We start from the raw sequence: 18,448 nt of genomic DNA, 5'->3' as shown, positions 1-18,448 counted from the left end.
GAGACTCGAGTGGATTGCCGAAGTTTCCGCAACACCGTGTCGCACAAACGATCTCGCACCGGCCAGTGCGCTGGATCACTGCACCCGATGCCGGCCGATGACCGGTATGGTTCGAGTCCACCGGCGCTCGAGATTCGTCCGGTAAACCATTCTTTCGACCGCATCCGGGAGCTCACGTGTCACAATCGCGTTTCGAATCCATCGGGGCATATCTTCCGTCGAACATCTTGTCCACCACCGAATTGATCTCCCGGTTGAAAACGCCACCGTCGTTCGATCTGGAGCGCATCACCGGCGTGAAAGAACGCCGTGTGCGCGACACCCGCCCGGAGTCGGTCGAGGACTCGTTCACCCTCGCCGTGAACGCCGCGCGCGACTGCCTGTCGCGGTCGAGCTACGCGCCGGGCGAGCTGGACGTGATCATCTCGTGTTCGATCACCCGCAGCAACGACGGCACCCGCATGTACATGGAGCCCTCGTTCGCGTCGACGATCGCCAAGACCCTCGGCGCCGAACGCGCCATCACCTTCGACGTCTCCAACGCCTGTGCCGGAATGCTCACCGGCACCTACATTCTGGACCGGATGATCCGCTCGGGCGTGGTGCGCAACGGCATGGTGGTCAGCGGCGAGGCGATCACCCCCATCGCCGAGACCGCGGTGAACGAGATCACCGAGAAATACGATCTGCAGTTCGCCTCGCTGTCGGTGGGCGACTCCGGGTGCGCGGTCGTGCTGGACCGCGCGGTCGACGACGCCGACAAGATCCACTACATCGAATTGCTCACCGCCGCAGAACATTCACACCTGTGCCTCGGTATGCCCAGCGACAAGTCGTCGGGCGTCGCGCTCTACACCGACAACCGCAAGATGCACAACGAAGCGCGGTTCCTGCTCTGGCCCGACGCCCAGGGCAGTTTCCTCGAACAGCAGGGCCGCGACTTCGCCGGCGAGCAGTTCGACTACATCATCCATCACCAGTTCGGTGCTGCCGCAGTGCCCTACATCAACGCGGTCGCCGCGCGTGAGTTCGGCGCCGAGATGCCGCCGGACCTCAATGTGATCGAGAAGTACGGAAATACTTCGACCACATCACATTTCATCGTTCTGCACGATCAGCTCGCCGACGACAACATCGCGGCGGGATCGAAACTGCTCATGGTGCCCGCCGCGTCCGGTGTCGTCGCGGGATTCCTGTCCGCCACCATCTCCTCCCTGAAGGTCTGAGGTCAACAATGGGCATTCGCATCCGAGCCACGGGCACGAGCAGGTCGACCGACACCCACAGCGTCGTCACCCACAGCGGGCGGGCCGCCGCACAATGTCTGGAGCAGGCCGGCGTCCGCCCCGAGCAGGTCGGCGTGCTGATCAATACCGGCGTGTTCCGCGACTCGAACACCGTGGAACCGGCGGTGGCCGCGCTGATCCAGAAAGCGGCGGGTATCGGGCTCGACTACACCAGGACCGATCCGCGGACCTTCTCCTTCGACCTGATGAACGGCGCGGTCGGCGTCGTCAACGCCGTACAGGTGGCGGGCTCGGTCTTGGCGACGGGCAGCACCGAGCACGTTCTGATCGTCGCGGGCGACACGCACCCGTCGATGACCCGGTCGAGCGCCGATGCCGACTTCCCTTACGCCACCTCCGGTGCCGCGCTGCTACTCGAGCAGGTCGACGACCCCGAGGGCTTCGGCCCGGTGTACACCGCGACCGCACCCGGCACCGCCGCGGGACAGGCCTACGTCGACACGGCCGCCATGGGCACCGTCGGGCGAACGCTGATGACGATCGAACGCGAACCCGACTTCGAGGACCGCATCCTCGCGGTGGCCACCGAAGTCGCGCACTCCGCGCTCGCCGACTTCGAGGGCGCCTTCGTCGCGTTGATCGCCTCCACTCCGAGCCCGCGCTTTCCCGGGCGCCTGGCCGAGGAGCTCGGCATCGACCAGGACGCGGTACGGGTGCCCGACCTGTCCGACGGCGACCCGCACACCGCCGCACTGCCGCTGGCCTACGCCCGCGCGAGCGCCGAGGGTACGCTCGCCGGCTACACCCACGTGCTGTTCGTCGCCGCGGGCGCGGGCCCGTCCGCCGCCGCGACGCTGTACCGGCTCCCCGCGGAGACCACCGCGTGACGACGGCGACTTACTGGGCCACGATCGACCGCTTCCGCACGCTCGCCCGCGAGGAGCCCGACCGCGAGGCGGTCATCTATCCCGACGGCACGACCGCCGACGGGCTACCCGACTACCGCGACATCACCTATCGCGACCTCGATCGCTGGTCCGACGCCATCGCCGAACATCTCACCGATTCCGGGGTGGGCAGCGGCACCCGCACGATCGTGCTCGTGCTGCCGAGCCCGGAGCTGTACGCGATCCTGTTCGCGCTGTTGAAGATCGGCGCCGTTCCGGTCGTCATCGATCCGGGCATGGGTGTGCGCCGCATGGTGCACTGTCTGCGCGCGGTCGAAGCGCAGGCGTTCATCGGGATCCCGCAGGCGCATGCCCTGCGGGTGCTGTTCCCGCGCAGTTTCCGGGGTGTGCGCACCACGCTCACCGTGGGGCGCCGCTGGTTCTGGGGTGGGCCGACGCTGGATTCGTGGACTCGCACCCCCTCCGGTACGCCGCCCGAGCGCGTACCCGCCGATCCCGACGAGTTGCTGATCATCGGATTCACCACGGGCAGTACCGGTCCCGCCAAAGCCGTCGAGCTGACGCACGGCAATCTCGCGGCGATGGTGGAGCAGGTGCACGCCGCCCGCGGGCACACGCCACCCGGCACTTCCCTGGTGACACTGCCGCTGGTGGGCGTCCTCGATCTGCTGCTCGGGTCGCGGTGTGTGTTGCCACCGCTGATTCCGAGCAAGGTCGGCTCGACCGATCCGGCGCACGTGGTCGACGCGATCGGGCGTTTCGGCGTGCGCACGATGTTCGCCTCGCCCGCGGTCCTCATCCCGCTGCTGGAACGGTTGCGCGCGCATCCGGTCGACCTACCGTCGCTGGCCAGTATCTTCTCCGGTGGCGCCCCTGTTCCGCACTGGTGCGTCGCCGGGTTGCGCGAGGTCTTGCGCCCCGATGTCGAGATCTACGCCGGATACGGCTCGACCGAGGCGCTGCCCATGTCGACGATCGAATCGCGGGAATTGCTCGCCGGTCTGGTCGAGCGCGCCAAGAGCGGCGAGGGCACCTGCATCGGCCTGCCCACCGATCGAGTGCGTGTCCGGCTGCTCGCCATCACCGATGATCCCGTCGCGACCTGGGACGACACCGAAGAACTCGGCGCACGCGAGGTCGGCGAGATCGTGGTCGCGGGCCCGAATGTGAGTACGCGCTACTACTGGCCCGCGCAGGCCAACACCGCGGGCAAGATCAGCGATGGCGAGCAGATCTGGCACCGCACCGGTGATCTGGGATGGCTCGACGAGCAGGGCCGGATCTGGTTCTGCGGGCGCAAGAGTCAACGGATCACGACCGCGCGTGGTCCGATGTTCACCGTGCAGGTCGAACAGGTCTTCAACGCGGTCGCCGGAGTTACGCGCACGGCGCTGGTCGGTGTCGGCGCCCCCGGCGCCCAGCGTCCGGTCCTGTGCGTGGAGCTCGAACCCGGCGCGGACGCGGCGGCCGCACTCACGCGATTGCGGACGCGCGCCACCGAATTCGACACTCTCGCTCCGATCGCCGAATTCCTCGTACATCCGCGCTTCCCGGTAGATATCCGGCACAACGCCAAGATCGGCCGCGAACAACTCGCCCGCTGGGCCACGAAGAAACTGGACTCGCGACGATGAAGATCCTGGTCACCGGCGCGTCCGGATTCCTCGGCGGCGCCATCGTGCGGGCGCTGGTCGCGCAGGGCTCCCACGATGTCTCGATCCTGGCGCGGCGCAGCAGTATTCTCGACGATCTCGGTCCAGCCGTGGAGCACGTCACACTCGTCTACGGGGACCTGGCCGACGCGGCGTCGCTGAGCCGGGCCACCAGCGGCATGGACGCGGTGATCCACAGCGCCGCGCGGGTCGACGAACGCGGCACCAGGGACCGCTTCTGGACCGAGAACGTGCGGGCCACCGAGCTGCTCCTGGATGCGGCGCGGCGCGGCGGCGCGGGCCGGTTCGTTTTCATCTCGAGTCCGAGTGCCCTGATGGAGCGAGACGGCGGCGATCAAGTCGACGTCGACGAGTCGCTGCCGTATCCGAGCCGCTACCTCAATCACTACTCCGAAACCAAGGCTGCGGCCGAACGCGCCGTACTCGCCGCGGACACAGCGGAATTCACGACCGTGGCGCTGCGACCGCGAGCGATCTGGGGCGCCGGAGACCGATCGGGGCCGATCGTTCGATTGCTCGATCGCACCGCCGCGGGCTCGCTGCCGGACCTGTCCTACGGTCGCACCGTCGAGGCCTCGCTGTGCCACGTGGACAACATCGTGCACGCCTGCCTCCTGGCGGTGCGCTCGGACACGGTGGGCGGCAAGGCGTATTTCATCGCCGATGCCGAGAAGACCGATGTCTGGGGGTTCCTCGGTGAGGTCGCCACGCGACTGGGCTTCCAGGCCCCGGCGCGCCGACCGAACCCGCGGGTGCTCGCCGCCGTCGTCGCGACCATCGAAACGATCTGGCGGATACCGGCGGTGGCCGATCGCTGGTCGCCTCCGCTGTCGCGCTACGCCGTCGCGCTGATGACACGCACCGCCACCTACGACACCGGTGCGGCTCGCCGCGATCTCGGCTACGTGCCTGTGGTGGATCGCGATACCGGTCTGGCCGGATTCCTGGCGTGGCTCGACGAGCAGGGCGGCATCGAGGTGCTCGCCGAGAACCTTCGATAGTTCGCGGCCACCGTCACACCCGCCACGACACCTTCGGCACGGCCCGCGCGGCACCGACGACGCCCCAGGAGGCAATCATGAACGGCAGCAAGGTTTTCCGTCGTCCGGTGACGACCACCGAGCGGATGTATTTCCCCATGCGCGAGCTGGCCCCGCCCTTCCTCATGCAACTGGTGGTTCCCGGTGAGGGCAACATCGACCCGGATGCATTGCGCACAGCGGTAACCACCGCCGCGGCGGCCACCCCCGGTGCGCGACTGCGGCGGCGCGGCAACGAGTGGGTCGACAGTGCCATCGCCCCGGCCGTGCGCGTTCTCGACCACCGGCTGAGCTACCCCGCCCTCGAGACCGATCCGGTCCTCACGGGCGCGATCGGACCGACCCCTGATGCCACCGTCGAGGTGCTGCTGCTCGCCGGCGCGCCGACCACGCTGATCTTCCGTGTCTTCCACGGCGTGATGGACGGCATCGGCATGGTGGCGTGGGTGACGAATGTGCTGCGCGCACTACGCGGTGAAGACCCGGTTCCCCAGCCCGATCCGATCGCCGACCAGGAACTCGTCGCGAGAATCGGCGCTCCCGGCAGGCCGACTCCGATGGTTCCGCGCTACCGCACCGCCGTCGGCCGAGGCCGGCAGCGCCGCGATCTCGCGCCGCATCTGCTGCGTCATCGCCGGATCGCGGCCGCTGGTTCCGGCGCGTTGGCCCGCGTCTGTGCCCTGCTGGCCGCCGAGACTCCCGGCGCCTCGCGCATCATGATGCCCGTGGACCTGCGCCGCCACGACCCGGCGCTGCGCTCCACCGCCAACCTCGCGCTACCGCTGTTCCTCGATATCGAGCCCGGACGCGACTGGATCTCGATCAAAGACCAGATCAAGGCCGGTTTGCACGAACGGCGCGAGCTGAATCAGCTGGCCAGCACCCGCATCACCCTGGTCCCCGACCCGATCAACCGCGGCGTGCTGCGCACCACGAACTGGCTCGGCGCCCGCCTCGGCCGAAACCTCGCCTCGGCCACCGTCTCCCATATGGGCCGCTTCACCGCCGACGAACTCGCCGTCCCCGGCTTCCGCCCGACCGGACTGTTCGTCCTGCCCCAGCACAGCATCGCCATGCCCCTGCTGTTCGGGCTGACCGAGTTCGACGGCCACACCGACCTGACCGTGTCGGCACGCAACGGCGCGGGCATCGAGTCCCGCCTCGAAGCCCTGCTCGATCGCATCGTCGCCATGCTCGAAGCCGACCTTCCCGCACCGAGCCCGGCAGACCGGCAGCGGTAGCCACCCGCCCGACTCCAGCGACCAGGTCGCTACCGCGACTATCCTGGACACCGTGGGCATCATCGGTGAACTCTTTCCAGGCAAGAAGCTGCAGAACGAGGGCAGCGGCGACTCCAACGGTCAACCCCACCTCGACTTGGACCTCGAAGCAGGCGTCATCCGGGTCTCCGGCGCCACCACCGCGCCCCCGACCGACGACGAACCCGCCGCCTGACCTGCCACCGTCGGTCCGCGTGACCGGCTCGGCAGTGCGCTGTCGTTCGCGGGCCGCTCGATCGACGCAACCGTTCTGACATGCCGTCTCTGGGCCGAGCCGGCGCTCGCATGCGCCGCGGTCGCCTCGCGCGTCACTAACCACCGAGGAAGGCCGTCCAAGCGAGCATCGAAGCGGCGAGCGCGTTCTCCCATTCCGGTTCCCGCTCCCGTGGTTCGTCGCGCGATCCCGAAGGCGGAATCGCCGGCCGATTCGGTGTCGAGGCGGCGACCGGATCCCTCCACCGGCGCCCACCCCAGCGGGGGTGTTCGCCGCCCATCGCTACCGTCGCCATCACTGCGCCGAGGAAGCGGCGGCGGCCGGATGCGCGCGTCGGCCATGGACGGGTGCCACTGTGGACACACCGAGCGCCCCCAGCGCGGCCCCTGTCGTGCGTCTCATGACGCCTCCGCGCGCACGAGTGCGGCGACGAACGCAGCAGCGTCGACCCCACCGACCACGCGGCCCTCGTGCACGATCAGCACCTCACCGTGATAGTCGGCGAGCCGTGTCACCGCGGCTCCCACCGGCTCGGTGGTGCCGGCGAAGGCCGGCGGCGGATCCAGGTGCGCGCCGATCGGATCCTCGTCCGGAGCGCCGACGAGGCGCGCCTGCGTTGCGGTACCCAGCACCTCGGCGACTACCACCGGCCCCGCGGTCTGCCGGGCGAGGACGACCGGAAGAGATCGTCGCGAAGCCAGTTCTCGGCGGACCGACGCCACGGTCGTTGTCGATGGGAGCAACCGCGCCTCGGCGAGCACCGACGAACCCGCCCCGACCGACCGGGCTCCCTCGACCACACCGAGCGCCGAACCGACCGTCAGCTCACCATGGGCCGCGAGCAACGGAAATCCGTACTGCCCGAGCCAACCGTCGTCGAAGTACTTCGACAGGTATCCGCGTCCCGAGTCGGGCGCGATCACCACCACCACATCCTCGGGCCCGAGCGCGCGGGCCACCCGCAGCGCCGCGGCGATCGACGTGCCGGAGGAACCACCGAGCAGCAGACCTTCCTCCTTGGCCAGCCGGTGCAGCACTCGGAGCGATTCCCCATCGGAGATCCGCTCGACACGGTCGATCACCTCGGTGTGGTAGGACTGCGGCCATTCGTCGAGCTCGGTGTCGGGATGCCGGTAGTGGCCCACCGACTCGACATACCAGGCACGACCGTCACCGCCGCCGTACACCGATGTCTCGGGATCGGCGCCGACGACCTGGACCCGGCCGCCCGAGACCTGCTTCAGGAATTCCCCTGTGCCACTGACGGTTCCGCCGGTGCCGATGCCCGCGACAAAGTGGGTGACGCCGCCGCCGGTCTGCGCCCAGATCTCGGGACCGGTGGTTTCACGATGAGCGGTGGGGTTGGCCGGGTTGTCGTACTGGCCCGCGAACCAGGCACCCGGGATTTCCTCCGCGAGCCGCAGCGCGACACTGCGCAGGTGCTCGGGGTGCCCGACCGGACGGCCGCCGGGTGTCACATGCACCTCGGCGCCATAGGCCCGCAGCAGCGCGATCTTGTCGCGGCTCGACTTGTCCGGCACGACCACCACCGTGCGATAGCCGCGCGCCGCCGCGATGGCGGCCAAGCCGATGCCGGTGTTGCCGGAAGTCGCCTCCACCACGACTCCACCGGGCCGCAACTCCCCCGCGGCCTCGGCCGCGTCGAGCATGAACAGCGCCGCCCGATCCTTCACGCTCCCCGCGGGATTGAGATATTCGAGCTTCACATACACCGTGGCGGCGATGTCGTCGGTGATCCGGTTCAACCGGACCAGCGGGGTGTGCCCGATGGCCTGGTCGATGGAATCGAACACCGTGGCGGTGCGCACGGTGTGATCGATGTCGATGGTCATGCGTCCGAACTTCCTGTTTCGCCGAGCGACCGCGGCACTGCACACCGCCGTCGCAGATAGTCGGGGTCGAAACCGCTTTCTCCGAGCACAATTCAGCGCGGACCCTCGGCCGCGCGTGCACATTCCAGATTCCTCGCCACCGCGCCGCGTCGACAGGTTTGTTCTCACCCGGATTCGATCGGCGCCTCGTGAATTACTCGCACCGGTGCGCCGAATCATTGCGCCTGGACAGCGTGGTGGCGATAGTTCTCGGCACGTCGTCGACCAGGAGGCCGCCATGACCGCGACCGAACCACCCCGCTCCGGCGCACAAGCCGTCGACCGTGCCGTGTACGTGTTGAACTGCTTTCAGGGCGGGGACCCCGAATTGTCGCTGAGCGAATTGGCGCAGCGGGCCGGGCTCCCGGTGAGCACCACCTTCCGGCTGGCGCAGGCGCTGGTGCGCGGCAGGCTGCTGGAGCAGGACCCGGCAACCGACCGCTACCGGATCGGGCACGGACTGGCGTGCCTGGCCCGTCCCGCGCTGTCACGGCTCGGGCTCGACGACGCGGCGCCGCACCTGTACGCGCTGGCCGCCGGCATCAAGATCACCGTCAGTCTCAGTGTCGCCGATGCCGACGAAGCCCTCACGGTGTTCCAGGCCAGGCCACCGATCCACTTCTGCCACAACCAGATTCCGCAGGAGCGGCGACCGTTGAGCACCAGCGCGGTCGGTCACGCGCTGCTCGCGCATGCCTCGGTGGGACTCGACCGCGGCAACGGCGAACTCTTCGACACCATTCGTCGTCGTGGGTTCGCCATCGAGGAGATCGACAGCGACGAACCGATCCGCGCGATCGCCGTCCCGGTCCTCGGTCCGGATCGGCAGGTGTGGGGTGCGATCGGTGTGCAGGCGCGCGCGGTACGTCTGGATCGCGATCTCGTTCGTGCCGTACTGCCCGCCATGCACCAGATCGCGGTACGTATCGGTCCGTATTTCCATACCGCGGCCGCAGGTGAGGGATTCGACGCACCATGATTTTCACGATGTGGAAACAGTATTGCCGAGCCGTTATCTGTTGACGCACTATTGAATACAGGCGGCGTCCCCTACGCCGATCCCGCTCACGAAAGTCTCATCATGATCGAATCCCCCGCGCTCGTCCGCCGTCGTACGGTGGACTTGATGCGCCTGTCCCCCGGATTCTGTCGCAGCTGAAACAGCGGCGGCATTCCTCCGTCGCCGATCTCCACTTTCTCTCATACCCCGTTGATCCGCCCTTCGTGTGCGGATCGTCGCGGCGTGCGCCCCTGGTGGCCCGCCGCGTGGTCCTCCCACGCCGTAGAAAGAATTCGCGAACCATGTTGTCCAATACCTTCCGACGACGTCCGCTGCGTGCGCTCGCCGCCGCGCTCGTCGCACCCGCCGTCCTCGCGGTCGTCACCGCATGCGGCGGCACCGATGCGGTGACGACCGCCGACGGCAAGACCGTGCTGCGCTACCAGGGACAGACCGGACAGGTCACACCGTACGAGCTCGCCGACAACCTGGGCTACTTCACCAAGATCAGCTTTCAGTGGGAGGGCGACACCACCAGTGGCCCGGCCAACATCCAGGCGGCCGCCACCAAGCAGGTCGAATTCGGCAGCGCGTTCAACGGCGCGGTGGTCAAGCTCGCCGCGGGCGGCGCGCCGGTGCAGGCCGTGCTCAGCTCCTACGGCTCCGATGCCAAGTCGTTCACCGGTTACTTCGTGCGCGACAACGCCGGCATCACCAACGCCCGTGACCTGATCGGCAAGAAGGTCGGCGTCAACACCCTCGGCGCGCACCACGAGTTCGTCACCCGCGAATGGCTGCACCAGCAGGGCCTGAGCGAGGCCGAGATCAAGCAGGTCCAGCTGATCGTGGTGCCGCCGGTCAACACCGAGGAGGCGCTGCGCAGCGGTCAGATCGACGTCGGCGCGCTCGGCAGCGTATTCCGGGAGACTGCCGTCGAGCGCGGCGGCCTGCATCCGCTGTTCACCGACAAGGACATTTTCGGCGAATTCGATTATGGCACCTACGTTTTCCGCAAGGACTACATCGCGCAGAACCCCGAGGCCGTCAAGGACTTCGTGCAGGGCACCGCGCGTGCCACCCGCTGGCTGCAGCTCACCCCGCGTGATCAGGTGGTCGCCAAGTTCACCGAGATCATCAACAAGCGCGGCCGCAACGAGAACCTCAAGCTGCTCGACTACTGGCGCAGCCCCGGCCTGCCGGTGCCCGGAGCGGTGATCGCGGACAAGGAGATCCAGATCTGGATCGACTGGCTCGAGCGCAACGGCGAACTGCCCAAGGGCAAGATCACCGCCAAGGACCTGTTCACCAACAAGGACAACCCTTACGCCAACGGCACCTACCAGCCGACGAGCGGCCCGACCGGAGAGGTGGTGGCCGCGAAATGACCGGCACCCCAGCAAAACTCGCGTTGCGATCGGTGGGCAAACAGTTCGCCGTGCGCGGCACCGACGAGAAGTTCACCGCGATCGACGATATCTCCATCGAGGTCGAAGCAGGCGAATTCCTCGTCCTGGTCGGGCCCAGCGGCTCCGGCAAATCCACGCTGCTCGATCTGCTCGGCGGGCTGAGCAAGCCCAGCTCCGGGCAGATCCTCCTGGACGGAGCCCCGATCACCGGTCCCGGCCTCGACCGCGGTGTGGTGTTCCAGCAGTACGCGCTGCTGCCGTGGCGCACCGCCCGCGCCAACATCCAGTTCGGCCTCGAAGCCAAGGGCATCGCTCGCAAGGACCGCAAGGCGATCGCCGAGCACTACCTGGAACTGGTCGGCCTGGCCGGCTTCGGTGACCGGTATCCGCACGAATTGTCCGGCGGGATGAAGCAACGAGTGGCGATCGCGCGCAGCCTGGCCTTCGATCCGGAAGTGCTGCTGATGGATGAACCATTCGCCGCGCTCGACGCGCAGACCAGAGAGTCGCTGCAGGACGAACTGCTGCGGATCTGGCGCACGACCGGCAAGACGATCCTGTTCATCACCCACGGCATCGACGAGGCGGTGTACCTGGGCCAGCGCGTCGCGGTACTCACCTCGCGTCCCGGCCGGGTGAAGGCCGTGATCGATATCGACATCGACCGCAGTGGCGATATCGATGTCCGCTCCAGCGAACAGTTCCGCGACTACCGCCATCGGATCTGGACGGAACTGCAAAGCGAGGTGAGCCGGGCCCAGCGCCTCGAACTCGCCGCCGACGACAGCACGGCCGCCGCGGCGGTCGCGTCCACCGACAGGAGTCCCGCCCATGTCTAGCGCCGTCCCCCTGCTCGTCCGCCCCGTCGAAGTCGCCGCCGCCGAACCGGCCGCATCGCCGGTTACCCCCATCGCGGCACCCGCTGCCCGCTCCACGCTCACCCGGGCGGCGGGCTCGGCGGGCAGCGCGGTGCTCCGCATCGCCAAACCACTGCTCGCCTTCGCGTTGCTGCTCGGGGCGTGGGAGTTGGCGCCCCGGTTCGGCCTGGTCGACGAGGTATTCCTCCCGCCGTTCTCCACGGTGGTGCAGGCCTTCTTCGAGTTGGCGGGCAACGGCCAGCTGGCCGAACACACCTCGGCGAGCCTCACCCGCTCGGTCACCGGCTTCTCCTTCGCCCTGGTGATCGCCGTCCCGGTCGGCATCGCCATCGCCTGGTACAAGCCGGTATCGGATTTCCTCAATCCGGTGCTCGAACTGTTCCGCAACACCGCCGCGCTCGCGCTGCTGCCGGTGTTCGTGCTGATCCTCGGCATCGGCGAGACCTCGAAGATCGCGCTGATCGGCTACGCCACGTTCTTCCCGATCCTGCTCAACACCATCACCGGCGTGCGCACCGTCGACCCGCTGCTCGTGAAATCGGCGGTCTCACTGGGCTTCTCGCCACTGCGGTTGTTCCAGAAGGTGATTCTGCCCGCGGCGATCCCGTCCATCTTCACCGGCATCCGGATGGCCGCGGCGGGCTCGATCCTGGTCCTCATCGCTGCCGAGATGATCGGCGCGCGAGCCGGTTTGGGCTATCTCATCACCGCCGCGCAGCAGAACTTCCAGATTCCGCAGATGTACGCGGGGATCGTCGCGATCTCGCTGATCGGTCTCGGTTTCAACTTCGCCCTCGTCGCGCTGGAACGCCGGCTCTCGCGCTGGCGCACCTCACCGACCAACGCCTGATCAGGAGATCACCATGGCTCGCAAGACTTTCCACCTGAACGCCTTCCTGATGGGCGTCGGCCACCACGAGGCCGCGTGGCGCCATCCCCGCACCGACGAACAGCGCGTACTCGATGTGCGCCACTTCCAGGAGCTGGCCCGCATCGCCGAGCGCGGCAAGCTCGACTCGGTGTTCTTCGCCGACACTCTCGCCGTGGGACCGCGGATCGAACGCAACACCCTCACCGTGTTCGAGCCGATCACCCTGCTGTCGGCGATCGCCGCGGTCACCGAGCGGATCGGCCTGATCGCCACGGCGTCCACCAGTTACAACGAACCGTTCAATCTCGCACGCAAGTTCGCCTCGCTCGACCACATCAGCGCGGGCCGGGCCGGATGGAACATCGTCACCTCCGGCAATGTCGACGAGGCCTACAACTTCGGGCTCGACGCGATACCCGAGCATGCCCGCCGCTACGAACGCGCCGAGGAATTCGTCGACGTGGCGCTGGCACTGTGGGACAGCTGGGAAGCCGAGGCGATCGTGCTCGACACCGAGACCGGTGTCTTCGCCGACCCGAGCCGGGTGCACACCCTCGACTACGCGGGCGAACGGTTCCGTGTGCGCGGGCCACTGAACTCCCCCCGTGGACCGCAGGGTCGTCCGCTGCTGGTGCAGGCCGGGTCCTCGGAATCGGGCAAGGAGTTCGCCGCTCATCGTGCCGAAGCCGTGTTCACCGCCCAGCGCACCCTCGACGAGGGCGTGCAGTTCTACCGCGATCTCAAGTCGCGCCTGGCGAAATACGGTCGCGCCCACGACGACTTGAAGGTGCTGCCGGGCCTGGTGCCGTTCATCGCCGACACTGTCGAGGAGGCCAGGGCGCTCGAGCAGGAGTTCACCGACCTGATCTCGCCCGATTACGCACTGCGCCAACTGTCCTCGATGCTCGGCGTCGACCTCACCGCGCACGCGCTGGACGCACCGTTGCCGCCGCTGCCCGCCGAGAGCGAGATCGAGGGCGGCAAGAGCCGGTTCACGCTGGTCAAGCAACTCGCCGAGACCGAGGACCTCACGGTGCGTCAGCTCATCGGCAAGCTGGGCGGCGGCCGCGGTCACCGCACCTTCGCCGGCACCCCCGAACAGGTCGCCGATGAGCTGCAGAGCTGGTTCGACGCGGGCGCGGCCGACGGGTTCAACATCATGGCGCCCTACCTGCCCGGCGGCCTGGCGGACTTCGTGGACCGCGTGGTGCCGATCCTGCAGGAACGCGGACTGTTCCGCACCGATTACGAATCCACCACCCTGCGCGGCCATTACGGGCTCGCTCCGGTGGAAAGCCAGTTCGCCGAGCAGGACGCACGGGTGAGCGCCTGATGCGCGCCCGCCGACTCGATATCGAGTTCATGCGGGTGGTGAGCAGTTCCTGTCGGGAGTGAGGACTCCCGCACCCCCGCAACAGACTTCCCACGAAGGACCACCGACATGACCACCATCGAAAACCCCAGCGTCGTCACCGCTCTCGAGATCACCCCGGTCGCGGGCCACATCGGCGCCGAGGTGACCGGCGTCGACCTGCGCGAGCAACTCGCCGACTCCCAGGTCGACGAGCTCACCGCGGCGCTGCACCGGCACAAGGTGCTGTTCTTCCGCGACCAGCAGATCGGGCACACCGAACAGATCGCGTTCTCGCGCCGCTTCGGCGCGGTCACCCCGTCACACCCCTACGACGACGACGCGCCCACCGAGCACCCCGAGATCCTGGCTGTCGACAGTCGCCTCTACGAGAAGAAGTTCGGCCGCAAGAAGTTCAGCTACACCAACCAGTGGCACACCGACGTCTCGCCGCTGATCAACCCGCCCGCGGCCTCGATCCTGCGCGCCGAGATCGCGCCGGAGACCGGCGGCGACACCCAGTGGACCAACCTCGCCGCGGCCTACGCCGGGCTGCCGGAATCGCTGCGCACCTTCCTGGACGGGCTGCGCGCCGAGCACCGCTTCGGCGGCCGGATCCCGCCGTGGGAGGCGGGCAGCGAGTACGCCCGCAAGATCGCCGCCGCGCCGCTGGTGACCGAACACCCCGTCGTCCGCGTCCACCCGGTGACCGGTGAGCGCGTGCTGTTCGTCAACCCCGGCTTCACCACCAGGATCCTGGGGCTGACTCCGCCACAGAGCGATGCCCTGTTGCAGCTGCTGTTCGACGAGATCTCACATCCCTCCTACACCGTCCGCTTCCGCTGGAGCAAGGGCTCCATCGCGTTCTGGGACAACCGCGCCACCGCGCATCTGGCCCCCAGCGACCTCGACCACCTCGACGTCACCCGGGTCCTCTACCGCACCACCCTCGAGGGCGACATCCCGGTCGGCGTCGACGGCCGGTCGTCCACCCCGATCGCCGGCGCGAAGTTCACCGGCGCCTGAGAACCGTTGCGGTGCCCGCGTCCTCGATGCGGGCACCGCATTCTCGGCCCTCGGTGGCCACCACCTCCCCGCGCGACACACAGGAGCACACTATGACCGAACCATGGCACACCAGGACCGATGTGCTCGTCATCGGCGGCGGTCCCGCGGCATCCTGGGCCGCGATCCACGCCCGCGAGGCAGGCGCCGAGGTGATCCTGGTCGACAAGGGCTACTGCGGAACCAGCGGCGCCACAGCACCTTCGGGCACCGGTGTCTGGTACGTCGCGCCCGAGGCCGAGGCCCGCGCCAACGCGAAAGCGAGCAGGGAAGCCCTCGGCGGCTACCTCGCCGACCACTACTGGATGGATCGCGTCCTCGATCAGACCTACGTCAACATGAACCGGCTCGCCGTCGAGGGCCGCTACCCGTTCCCGGTCGACCCGGCCACCGGTGCGCAGTTGCGCACGGGCGTCCAGGGGCCGGAGTACATGCGCCGGATGCGCGCGTGGCTCACCCGGCTCGGCGTCCAGGTCCACGATCACTCCCCCGCGCTGGAACTGCTGGTCGACGAAGCGGGCGCGGTGCGCGGCGCGGCGGGTTACCAGCGTCAACTCGACCGGGACTACCGGATCACCGCGGGAGCGGTGGTACTCGCGACCGGTGGTTGTGCGTTCCTCTCGCGTGCCCTCGGCACCAACGTCGACACCGGTGACGGCGCGCTGATGGCGGCCGAGGCCGGCGCGCGATTCTCCGGTATGGAGTTCTCCAACGCCTACGCCATCGTGCCCAAGGGTTCCACCATCACCAAGACCGCCTACTACGGCTACGCCACCTTCTTCGGCGAGGACGGCAGGGTGCTCGAGAAGGCGGGGTCGACGAAGGGCCGCTCGGTGATCGCCCGAACCCTCCTGCAGGAGAAGGTGTTCGCCCAGCTGGATCGCGCGGACGAGAGCGTGCAGGCGCAGATGCGGGTCGGTCAGCCGAACTTCTTCCTGCAGTTCGACCGGCGCGGCATCGATCCGTTCACCGACCGATTCGAGATCGACCTGCTCGCCGAGGGCACGGTGCGCGGCACCGGCGGCATCGACGTGGTCGACGACGACTGCGCGACAACGGTTCCCGGGCTCTACGTCGCGGGGGACGCGGCCACCCGCGAACGCATCTGCGGTGGTTTCACCGGAGGCGGGAGCCACAACGCCGCGTGGGCGATGTCGTCGGGAAGCTGGGCAGGCACGGGCGCCGCCGAACATGCTGTGACAGCGGCCCGATCCACCGGTGCGGTGCACGGCATCGGCGGGGTCGGCCTGCGCCCCGGCGACGCACCGTCGGTGACCGCGGCGGAAGTCGTCGCCGCCGCGCAGGACGAGCTGATCCCCTTCGAGAAGAACTACCTGCGCCACGGTGACCGGATGCGCCCCGCACTGGCTCGCCTCGACGAACTGTGGGACGTCGCGGCAGCCGGTCTCGGCGGCGGAACCGGCGACGAGCGCGTCAGGGCCCGGCAAGCGGCGGCGATCACCGCGGTCGGACGTCTCGTGTACCGATCCGCGTTGGCGCGCACCGAGACTCGCGGCATGAGCAAGCGCGCCGATCATCCCGACCTCGACGCGGCACAGCATCACCACCTGCACTCGGGCGGTCTCGACCGGCCGTGGGTCGATCCGTCGGACGCGCACAACTCGGGTCTGGCGGTGGCGTCGTGATCGAACTACTGCGCGCGCAGGACTGCATCGGCTGCGACAAGTGCGTGAGCGCCTGCCCCACCAACGTCTTCGACCGCGTCGACGGCGGGATCCCGGTTATCGCACGGCAATCCGATTGCCAGACCTGCTTCATGTGCGAGGCGTACTGCCCCACCGACGCGCTCTACGTCGCGCCCGAGGTGACCCCGCTGCCGCCGGACGCGCCGGTCCCCACCGAGCACATCGGTCGATATCGGGAGAAGCTCGGGTGGGGACACGGGCGCATCGCCGGCGCCCAGCTCGCGGTGGGGCCGCGGCTTCCGCACGGCGCGCCGCCGCCGCGGCTCAACTCTTGAACGCGGCCACCGTCGGCTGCCGCAGCGGACCGAACAGCGGGTCGTCGAACACGCTCCGCTCGACGACCGGGTCCGGCTCCCGCAACAGCTCGGCGGTGCTGATGTCGGACCAGTCGTAACGTCCGTCCTCGCACTGCATTTCGACCATCGAGACCGCCGAGACGGTGTCGTCGAGGGCGAAGTCGGCGAACCCGTCCTCGGCGAGCGCGGTGCGGATCTCGTGCACCGGTGACGGGTGGGTCACGTGGGCCAGCGCCAGGTAGGGACGCAGCGGCTCCCCGAAATCGGGGATCCGCTCGCGGATCCACACATCGGTCAGCGCATCGGTCAGATCCGCGCGCACCCGCAGCAGTTCCTCCGACACAGTGACCGGCAGCCGGATCGTCTCGGCGGTGACCTCGGGCGGCCCGAAGGCGAGCTGGAACGGCGCGAGTTCGGCGAGCAGGTCGCGGGCGCCCGCCACCAGCGCCGCCAGGTGCACCCCTTTGACCCCGTCGGCGAACCCGATGCCCTGCACGCCGATCCGCAGCCGGGCGGCGTCGACCTGTTCGAGTCCGGGCAGGCGTGACAACGTGGGCGCGAAGATCTCGACCAGCTTGTCGGCGACCGGCTGGGTCGGCATGATCTGCCAGTTGTAGAACGAACGACCCGGCGTCCACCCCGGACGCCACCACCAGCGACTGGCAACAGTCATTTCGCTCGCGATCATCGTGCGCCACCTCCCGATCTCGGCCGACCCGCGGGTGAACACCCGGCTGGCCGGTCGTCCGCCCGACACGATCGGCACCGATGCTGCGATGCCAGTTACCTCACAGCGACGGTATTCCCGGTGTGATCGGCGGGCAACCTGGTGAGACCGTTCCGTTGCGTCTTCGACGCACTACACTGACGCCATGCCTGTTCGACGGCTGATCACGCTCTCCGCGTTCGCCCTCCTGCTTCCCCTCACTGTTTCCGCGTGCACGATGACCGGACCCGGTACCACCTCCGAATGCAGTGTGAGCGGGTGCACCGTCACCTTCGATCGTGGAGTGAGCGCCAAAGCCTCGGTGCTCGGTATCGACGTGGAGCTCGTCGCGGTGAACGGTGACATGGTCACCTTGAGCGTCGGCGGTCAGCAGATCACGGTTCCGGTCGGCCAGTCGCAGGCCAGCAACGGGACCGATGTGCGGGTCAGCGAGGTGACCGACGACAAGGTCGTCGTCGTCTTCGCGACCGGCCTGAACCCGAACTGATCATCCGGGCACGTTCGACCGTTCTCCTGCTTCGCTGACCACCCAGGGCGCGTTCGGTTGATCGAGAATCCAGCGCCAGCTCCCGTCGGGTTGCCTGCGCGCCACCTCGACGGTCGCGCCGGTGCCTCCCGGCAACCGCGACGACGTCAGCGCCAGATCGCCCGCGAGCAAGGCGGGCGCCTGGTGCCCGGGTTGGAACACCGGTCGATCGGCGACCAGCCGCGCGTACGCCGCCCGTATCTCGTCCACGCCCGTCGCGACGACACCGTCGGGCAGTGCGAGCACCGCGTCGGACTCGTACAGCTCGACGAGTCCGTCCACATCACCGGCGTTCAATCGCTCGACCACCAGCCGACTCAGATCCTCCGGGCGCTGCGCACGTTCGCGCATCTTCTCGGCCATCGCCA

18 protein-coding genes are annotated in these 18,448 nt (G+C 68.4%); 15 read left to right on the top strand and 3 right to left on the bottom strand.

Going from position 1 to position 18,448, the window contains the following annotated elements:
* The first annotated feature begins 176 nt into the window (after positions 1-176).
* The 6 genes from ACWFRF_RS19665 to ACWFRF_RS19640 all read left to right on the top strand — a co-directional run bounded on the left by ACWFRF_RS19665 (position 177) and on the right by ACWFRF_RS19640 (position 6,323).
* Entirely contained in the window at positions 177-1,226 is a 1,050-nt protein-coding gene (locus ACWFRF_RS19665; RefSeq protein WP_378631287.1) for a 3-oxoacyl-ACP synthase III family protein, read from the top strand.
* Between the two features lie 8 nt (positions 1,227-1,234).
* Entirely contained in the window at positions 1,235-2,134 is a 900-nt protein-coding gene (locus ACWFRF_RS19660) for a hypothetical protein (RefSeq protein WP_452451423.1), read from the top strand.
* A complete protein-coding gene (locus ACWFRF_RS19655; RefSeq protein WP_452451422.1) occupies positions 2,131-3,789 on the top strand; it encodes a fatty acid CoA ligase family protein in 1,659 nt (552 codons plus the stop codon). Before ACWFRF_RS19660 ends, ACWFRF_RS19655 begins: the two co-directional genes overlap by 4 nt.
* The gene (locus tag ACWFRF_RS19650) at positions 3,786-4,829 is read left to right on the top strand and encodes an NAD-dependent epimerase/dehydratase family protein (RefSeq protein WP_452451421.1); all 1,044 of its coding nucleotides are present in this window, start codon (positions 3,786-3,788) and stop codon (positions 4,827-4,829) included. The genes ACWFRF_RS19655 and ACWFRF_RS19650 overlap by 4 nt, the downstream gene beginning before the upstream one ends.
* A 77-nt stretch (positions 4,830-4,906) precedes the next feature.
* Entirely contained in the window at positions 4,907-6,109 is a 1,203-nt protein-coding gene (locus ACWFRF_RS19645; protein ID WP_452451419.1) for a peptide synthetase, read from the top strand.
* Positions 6,110-6,161: 52 nt separating this feature from the next.
* The gene (locus ACWFRF_RS19640; protein WP_452451418.1) at positions 6,162-6,323 is read left to right on the top strand and encodes a hypothetical protein; all 162 of its coding nucleotides are present in this window, start codon (positions 6,162-6,164) and stop codon (positions 6,321-6,323) included.
* Between the two features lie 437 nt (positions 6,324-6,760).
* Here the strand turns inward: ACWFRF_RS19640 and ACWFRF_RS19635 are convergent, their stop codons facing one another.
* Entirely contained in the window at positions 6,761-8,215 is a 1,455-nt protein-coding gene (locus ACWFRF_RS19635; protein WP_452451416.1) for a PLP-dependent cysteine synthase family protein, read from the bottom strand.
* A gap of 277 nt (positions 8,216-8,492) precedes the next feature.
* Between ACWFRF_RS19635 and ACWFRF_RS19630 the strand changes: the two genes are divergently transcribed.
* From ACWFRF_RS19630 to ACWFRF_RS19595, 8 genes are all read left to right on the top strand, one after another.
* Positions 8,493-9,233, top strand: a complete 741-nt coding sequence (locus ACWFRF_RS19630; RefSeq protein ID WP_378991964.1) for an IclR family transcriptional regulator — start codon at positions 8,493-8,495, stop codon at positions 9,231-9,233.
* Positions 9,234-9,556: 323 nt separating this feature from the next.
* Complete coding sequence (locus ACWFRF_RS19625; protein WP_452451414.1) at positions 9,557-10,639, top strand: ABC transporter substrate-binding protein; 1,083 nt, start codon at positions 9,557-9,559, stop codon at positions 10,637-10,639.
* Positions 10,636-11,499: an ABC transporter ATP-binding protein gene (locus ACWFRF_RS19620; RefSeq protein ID WP_452451412.1), complete on the top strand. Its 864-nt coding sequence runs from the start codon at positions 10,636-10,638 to the stop codon at positions 11,497-11,499. The genes ACWFRF_RS19625 and ACWFRF_RS19620 overlap by 4 nt, the downstream gene beginning before the upstream one ends.
* Positions 11,492-12,388, top strand: a complete 897-nt coding sequence (locus ACWFRF_RS19615; protein ID WP_378991959.1) for an ABC transporter permease — start codon at positions 11,492-11,494, stop codon at positions 12,386-12,388. Before ACWFRF_RS19620 ends, ACWFRF_RS19615 begins: the two co-directional genes overlap by 8 nt.
* A 13-nt stretch (positions 12,389-12,401) precedes the next feature.
* Positions 12,402-13,742 carry an LLM class flavin-dependent oxidoreductase gene (locus ACWFRF_RS19610; protein ID WP_378991958.1) on the top strand — a complete coding sequence of 447 codons (1,341 nt, stop codon included), beginning with the start codon at positions 12,402-12,404 and terminating at the stop codon, positions 13,740-13,742.
* Between the two features lie 108 nt (positions 13,743-13,850).
* Positions 13,851-14,786, top strand: a complete 936-nt coding sequence (locus ACWFRF_RS19605; protein ID WP_378991957.1) for a TauD/TfdA dioxygenase family protein — start codon at positions 13,851-13,853, stop codon at positions 14,784-14,786.
* 92 nt (positions 14,787-14,878) lie between these two features.
* Entirely contained in the window at positions 14,879-16,471 is a 1,593-nt protein-coding gene (locus ACWFRF_RS19600) for an FAD-binding protein (protein ID WP_452451409.1), read from the top strand.
* A complete protein-coding gene (locus ACWFRF_RS19595; protein ID WP_379315814.1) occupies positions 16,468-16,806 on the top strand; it encodes a 4Fe-4S dicluster domain-containing protein in 339 nt (112 codons plus the stop codon). Before ACWFRF_RS19600 ends, ACWFRF_RS19595 begins: the two co-directional genes overlap by 4 nt.
* Here the strand turns inward: ACWFRF_RS19595 and ACWFRF_RS19590 are convergent.
* Positions 16,796-17,515, bottom strand: a complete 720-nt coding sequence (locus tag ACWFRF_RS19590; RefSeq protein WP_387444236.1) for a 2'-5' RNA ligase family protein — start codon at positions 17,513-17,515, stop codon at positions 16,796-16,798. The genes ACWFRF_RS19595 and ACWFRF_RS19590 overlap by 11 nt on opposite strands.
* A 184-nt stretch (positions 17,516-17,699) precedes the next feature.
* Between ACWFRF_RS19590 and ACWFRF_RS19585 the strand changes: the two genes are divergently transcribed.
* Entirely contained in the window at positions 17,700-18,041 is a 342-nt protein-coding gene (locus ACWFRF_RS19585; RefSeq protein ID WP_378991952.1) for a hypothetical protein, read from the top strand.
* Here the strand turns inward: ACWFRF_RS19585 and ACWFRF_RS19580 are convergent, their stop codons facing one another.
* Positions 18,042-18,443 carry a YybH family protein gene (locus ACWFRF_RS19580; protein WP_378991950.1) on the bottom strand — a complete coding sequence of 134 codons (402 nt, stop codon included), beginning with the start codon at positions 18,441-18,443 and terminating at the stop codon, positions 18,042-18,044. It abuts the gene before it with no gap.
* Positions 18,444-18,448 lie beyond the last annotated feature (5 nt).

The organism is Nocardia sp. NPDC055165 (genome assembly GCF_053606985.1).
The sequence above is the reverse complement of the archived record's forward strand: the minus strand, read 5'-3'. Positions and strand labels throughout refer to the sequence as shown.

What these genes read in the sequence shown, in the direction of transcription:
- ACWFRF_RS19660 (WP_452451423.1), top strand. Translation starts at nt 1,235, where the DNA reads ATGGGCATTCGCATCCGAGCCACGGGCACGAGCAGGTCGACCGACACC.
- ACWFRF_RS19650 (WP_452451421.1), top strand. Translation starts at nt 3,786, where the DNA reads ATGAAGATCCTGGTCACCGGCGCGTCCGGATTCCTCGGCGGCGCCATC.
- ACWFRF_RS19645 (WP_452451419.1), top strand. Translation starts at nt 4,907, where the DNA reads ATGAACGGCAGCAAGGTTTTCCGTCGTCCGGTGACGACCACCGAGCGG.
- ACWFRF_RS19635 (WP_452451416.1), bottom strand. Translation starts at nt 8,215, where the DNA reads ATGACCATCGACATCGATCACACCGTGCGCACCGCCACGGTGTTCGAT.
- ACWFRF_RS19630 (WP_378991964.1), top strand. Translation starts at nt 8,493, where the DNA reads ATGACCGCGACCGAACCACCCCGCTCCGGCGCACAAGCCGTCGACCGT.
- ACWFRF_RS19625 (WP_452451414.1), top strand. Translation starts at nt 9,557, where the DNA reads ATGTTGTCCAATACCTTCCGACGACGTCCGCTGCGTGCGCTCGCCGCC.
- ACWFRF_RS19620 (WP_452451412.1), top strand. Translation starts at nt 10,636, where the DNA reads ATGACCGGCACCCCAGCAAAACTCGCGTTGCGATCGGTGGGCAAACAG.
- ACWFRF_RS19615 (WP_378991959.1), top strand. Translation starts at nt 11,492, where the DNA reads ATGTCTAGCGCCGTCCCCCTGCTCGTCCGCCCCGTCGAAGTCGCCGCC.
- ACWFRF_RS19610 (WP_378991958.1), top strand. Translation starts at nt 12,402, where the DNA reads ATGGCTCGCAAGACTTTCCACCTGAACGCCTTCCTGATGGGCGTCGGC.
- ACWFRF_RS19605 (WP_378991957.1), top strand. Translation starts at nt 13,851, where the DNA reads ATGACCACCATCGAAAACCCCAGCGTCGTCACCGCTCTCGAGATCACC.
- ACWFRF_RS19600 (WP_452451409.1), top strand. Translation starts at nt 14,879, where the DNA reads ATGACCGAACCATGGCACACCAGGACCGATGTGCTCGTCATCGGCGGC.
- ACWFRF_RS19590 (WP_387444236.1), bottom strand. Translation starts at nt 17,515, where the DNA reads ATGATCGCGAGCGAAATGACTGTTGCCAGTCGCTGGTGGTGGCGTCCG.
- ACWFRF_RS19585 (WP_378991952.1), top strand. Translation starts at nt 17,700, where the DNA reads ATGCCTGTTCGACGGCTGATCACGCTCTCCGCGTTCGCCCTCCTGCTT.
- ACWFRF_RS19580 (WP_378991950.1), bottom strand. Translation starts at nt 18,443, where the DNA reads ATGGCCGAGAAGATGCGCGAACGTGCGCAGCGCCCGGAGGATCTGAGT.